The organism is Sphingomonas sp. OTU376 (genome assembly GCF_038440415.1).
Lineage (GTDB): Bacteria > Pseudomonadota > Alphaproteobacteria > Sphingomonadales > Sphingomonadaceae > Sphingomonas > Sphingomonas kyeonggiensis_A.
Window position 1 is genome coordinate 1 of the sequence record NZ_JASATQ010000130.1, and the last position, 4073, is coordinate 4073.

General features: G+C 66.1%; 2 protein-coding genes. One reads left to right on the forward strand and one right to left on the reverse strand.

What is annotated here, in order from left to right; translation table 11 throughout:
• Positions 1-2530, reverse strand: a 2530-nt coding sequence (gene gyrB, locus AAHM44_RS24750; RefSeq protein WP_409372581.1) for a DNA topoisomerase (ATP-hydrolyzing) subunit B, incomplete at its 3' end; no start/stop codon positions are given.
• A gap of 111 nt (positions 2531-2641) precedes the next feature.
• Here gyrB and AAHM44_RS24755 point away from each other — a divergent pair.
• Positions 2642-4033 (forward strand): M20/M25/M40 family metallo-hydrolase, encoded by a 1392-nt coding sequence (locus AAHM44_RS24755; RefSeq protein ID WP_184162168.1) that lies wholly within the window; start codon positions 2642-2644, stop codon positions 4031-4033.
• Positions 4034-4073: the final 40 nt, after the last annotated feature.

Below are 4073 nucleotides of genomic sequence, written 5' to 3' on the forward strand. Positions count from 1 at the left end.
AGACGTCCAGGTTGGCCACGCTCAGTGCGTTCTCCTGGATGAAGTCGCGGCGCGGCTCGACCACGTCGCCCATCAGCTGGGTGAAGATCTCGTCGGCGACATCGGCCTGGTCGATCTGCACCACCAGCATCGAGCGGTTTGCCGGATCGAGCGTGGTTTCCCACAGCTGCTCGGCGTTCATCTCCCCAAGACCCTTGTAGCGCTGGATCGACAGGCCCTTGCGGCCCGCCGCCAGGATCGCGTCGAGCAGTTCGCTCGGGCGCGCGACCAGCGTCTCGCCCTTGGCGGCGGCGACCAGTTCCTCGCCATCCTCGGCTGCCGGCGCGGCAACCTCCTCGGTCGCGGCGGTCTTTGCCGGCACCAGCTTGGCGAGCACCGCATAGCTCTGCGCCTGCTCGGCGGCGAGCGTGTGGAGCTTGCGCCCTTCGGCCGAGACCAGGAACGCCGCCTCGATGATGTGGTGATCGGTCACGCCGCGCCACAGCCGCTCGAAGTGGAAACCGCCATCCTCGGTCACGCGGGCGCTCCAGCGCGCATCCTCGTCGGTCTGGTCGAGCCGGCGGGTCACCGCGCCCAGCCGCTCGTCGCGCTGCTCGCGGCTCGCGTCCGGATCGAACGCGCCGGCCAGCGCCAGCGCCTCGACGATGTCGGGTGCATAGCGGCGCGGCACGTAGCGCATCAGGGTCCGCATGCGCCGGGCATGGTCGACCAGCTTCATCAGCTCCTCGCCGAAGATCGGGCCTTCATGCGTCTCGAGCCGGGTGAGGCCCACGCCGCCTTCGACCAGATACTGGTCGAGCGCGGTATCGTCCTTCAGATACACTTCGCTGCGGCCCTTGGTCGCCTTGTAGAGCGGCGGCTGGGCGATATAGAGGTGCCCGGCCTGGATGATCTCGGGCATCTGCCGGTAGAAGAAGGTGAGCAGCAGCGTGCGGATATGCGCGCCGTCCACGTCTGCGTCGGTCATGATGACGATCTTGTGGTAGCGCAGCTTCTCGATGTTGAAGTCGTCGCGGATGCCGGTGCCCAGCGCCGTGATGATCGTGCCGATCTCGCGGCTGGCGAGCATCCGGTCGAAGCGCGCGCGCTCGACGTTCAGGATCTTGCCGCGCAGCGGCAGGATCGCCTGGAACTGGCGGTCGCGGCCCTGCTTCGCGGAGCCGCCTGCCGAGTCACCCTCGACGAAGAACAGTTCGGACTTGGCCGGATCGCGCTCCTGGCAGTCGGCAAGCTTGCCGGGCAGGCTGGCGATGTCGAGCACGCCCTTGCGCCGGGTCAGCTCGCGCGCCTTCTTGGCGGCTTCGCGGGCGGCGGCGGCATCGATCACCTTCTGGATGATCGTCTTGGCGTTGGCCGGGTTCTCTTCGAGATACTCGGCCAGCTTGTCCGCCATCAGGCTCTCGAGCGGCTGGCGCACTTCGGACGAGACCAGCTTGTCCTTGGTCTGCGAGCTGAACTTCGGATCCGGCAGCTTGACCGAGACGATCGCGGTCAGGCCTTCGCGCATGTCGTCGCCGGTGAGCGTCACCTTCTCCTTCTTCAGCATGCCGCTCTTGTCGGCATAGCTGTTGATCGTGCGGGTCAGCGCCGCGCGGAACGCCGCGAGGTGGGTGCCGCCATCCCGCTGCGGGATGTTGTTGGTGAAGCAGAGGACGTTCTCATAATAGGAGTCGTTCCACTCCAGCGCCACGTCGATGGTCACGTCGTCGCGGGTGCCGGCGATCGCCACGGGATCGGGCATCAGCGGCTGCTTGTTGCGGTCGAGCCACTTCACGAAGGCCGCGATGCCGCCCTCGTAATAAAGCTCGACTTCCTTCACTTCCTCGTGCCGCGCGTCGCGCAGGAACAGGCGCACGCCCGAATTGAGGAAGGCCAGCTCGCGATAGCGGTGCTCGAGCTTGTCGAAGTCATATTCGATCTGGTTGCGGAAGGTGCCGCCGTCGCCCGGGGCCTTTTCGGTCGAGGCGAGGAAGGTCACGCGCGTGCCCTTCTTGCCCTCGGGGGCCTTGCCGATCACCTTGAGCGGCGCGGTCGCGTCGCCATAGGCGAAGCGCATCCAATGCTCCTCGCCGTCGCGCCAGATGTTGAGGTCGAGCCACTCGGAAAGCGCGTTGACCACCGAGACGCCCACGCCGTGCAGGCCGCCCGATACCTTGTAGGCGTTATCGTCGCTGGTGTTCTCGAACTTACCGCCGGCATGGAGCTGGGTCATGATGACCTCGGCCGCCGAGACGCCTTCTTCCTTGTGGATGCCGGTCGGGATGCCGCGGCCATTGTCCTCGACCGAGACCGAGCCGTCCGCGTTCAGCTGGATGATGATCTTGTCGCAATGCCCGGCCAGCGCCTCGTCGATCGCGTTGTCCGAGACCTCGAACACCATGTGGTGGAGGCCCGAACCGTCGTCGGTGTCGCCGATATACATGCCGGGGCGCTTGCGCACTGCGTCCAGTCCCTTGAGGACCTTGATCGAGTCTGCGCCGTAGCTGTTCTGGTTCGGGGTATTTTCGGGAGTGGTGTCGTCGCTTGCCATGCCCAGCATATAGGTATTGGCGTCACGAAACGGAAGCAAAATGGCGCTTTGCCCGCGCGGGGAAACATGATGAATTGTGGACGAGATTCCGGGGCGGAAAAGGGGCGGTCGATGAAGCGTTTGGCGGTGGGACTTGCGGTGCTGCTGGCGTCTTTCCCGGCCCAGGCCCAGGACAATGAAGCGCTGCGTTCGCTCTATCAGGAACTGGTCGAGACCGACACCAGCATCACCACCGGTAGCTGCACCGCGCTGGCCGACAAGGTCGAGGTGCGGCTGCGCGCGGCGGGGTATGGCGATGCCGACATCACCCGCTTCGCGGTGCCCGATCATCCCAAGGAGGGCGGGCTGGTCGTCGTCCTGCCCGGCACGTCGAAGACGCTGAAGCCGATCCTGCTGCTCGGCCATATCGACGTGGTAGCCGCCAAGCGTGAGGACTGGACCCGCGATCCGTACAAGCTGGTCGAGGAGAAGGGCTATTTCTGGGGTCGCGGCACCGCCGACATGAAGGCGCTGGATGCGATCTGGATCGACACGATGCTCCGGCTCAAGCTCGGCAAGGCGAAGCTCAAGCGCACGCTCAAGCTGGCGCTCACCTGCGGCGAGGAGACCAGCTGGGCGTTCAACGGCGCCAAGTGGCTGGCCGAGAACAAGCCCGATCTGATCGCCGCCGAGTTCGCGCTCAACGAAGGCGGCGGTGGCCGCACCGACGGCAAGGGCAAGCTGCTCACCGCCAACCTCCATGTCGGCGAGAAGACCGCGGTCAATTACCGGATCGAGGCGACCAATCCCGGCGGTCACAGCTCCGCGCCGGTGAAGGACAATGCGATCTACGAGCTGTCCGACGCGCTGGTGAAGGTCCGCGAGTTCGAATTCCCGCTGATGATGACCGATACGACCAAGGCCTATTTCGCCCGGGCCGGCGCGGCGCGCGGTGACGACATGGGCAAGGCGATGATCGCGCTCGCCGCCAATCCGGGCGACAAGGCGGCCGAGGCGATCGTCAACACCGACAAGGCCTTCCACTCGATGCTGCGCACCACCTGCGTGGCGACCTTGATCGATGGCGGCCATGCCAACAATGCGCTGCCCCAGCGCGCCGGTGCCAACATCAATTGCCGCATCTTCCCCGGCGTGTCGGCGGAAGCGGTGCGCGACGAACTGGTCCGGGTGATCGCCGATCCCCGGATGACGGTGACCCTGCCCGAGCTGCGCGGCCCGCTCGCCCGGCCGGTGCCGCTCGATCCGAAGATCGTCAAGCCGATCGAGAAGCTGCTGGCGAAGCATCGCCCCGGCGTGCCGCTGGTGCCGATGATGTCCACCGGCGCTACCGACGGCGTGTTCCTCGAGGCGATCGGCATCCCCTCCTATGGCCCGCCGGGCACTTATTCCGACCCGGATGGAAACGGTACCCACGGGCTCAACGAGCGGCTCGCGGTCGACGCGCTCTATTCGGGCCGCGCCTTCCTGTTCGAGCTGGTGACAGTTCTCGGCAATCAGGACTGACGCTATCCAATTAACCTGCTCCCCGGGGGGGGGGGGGCGG

What these genes read in the sequence shown, in the direction of transcription:
- AAHM44_RS24755 (WP_184162168.1), top strand. Translation starts at nt 2,642, where the DNA reads ATGAAGCGTTTGGCGGTGGGACTTGCGGTGCTGCTGGCGTCTTTCCCG.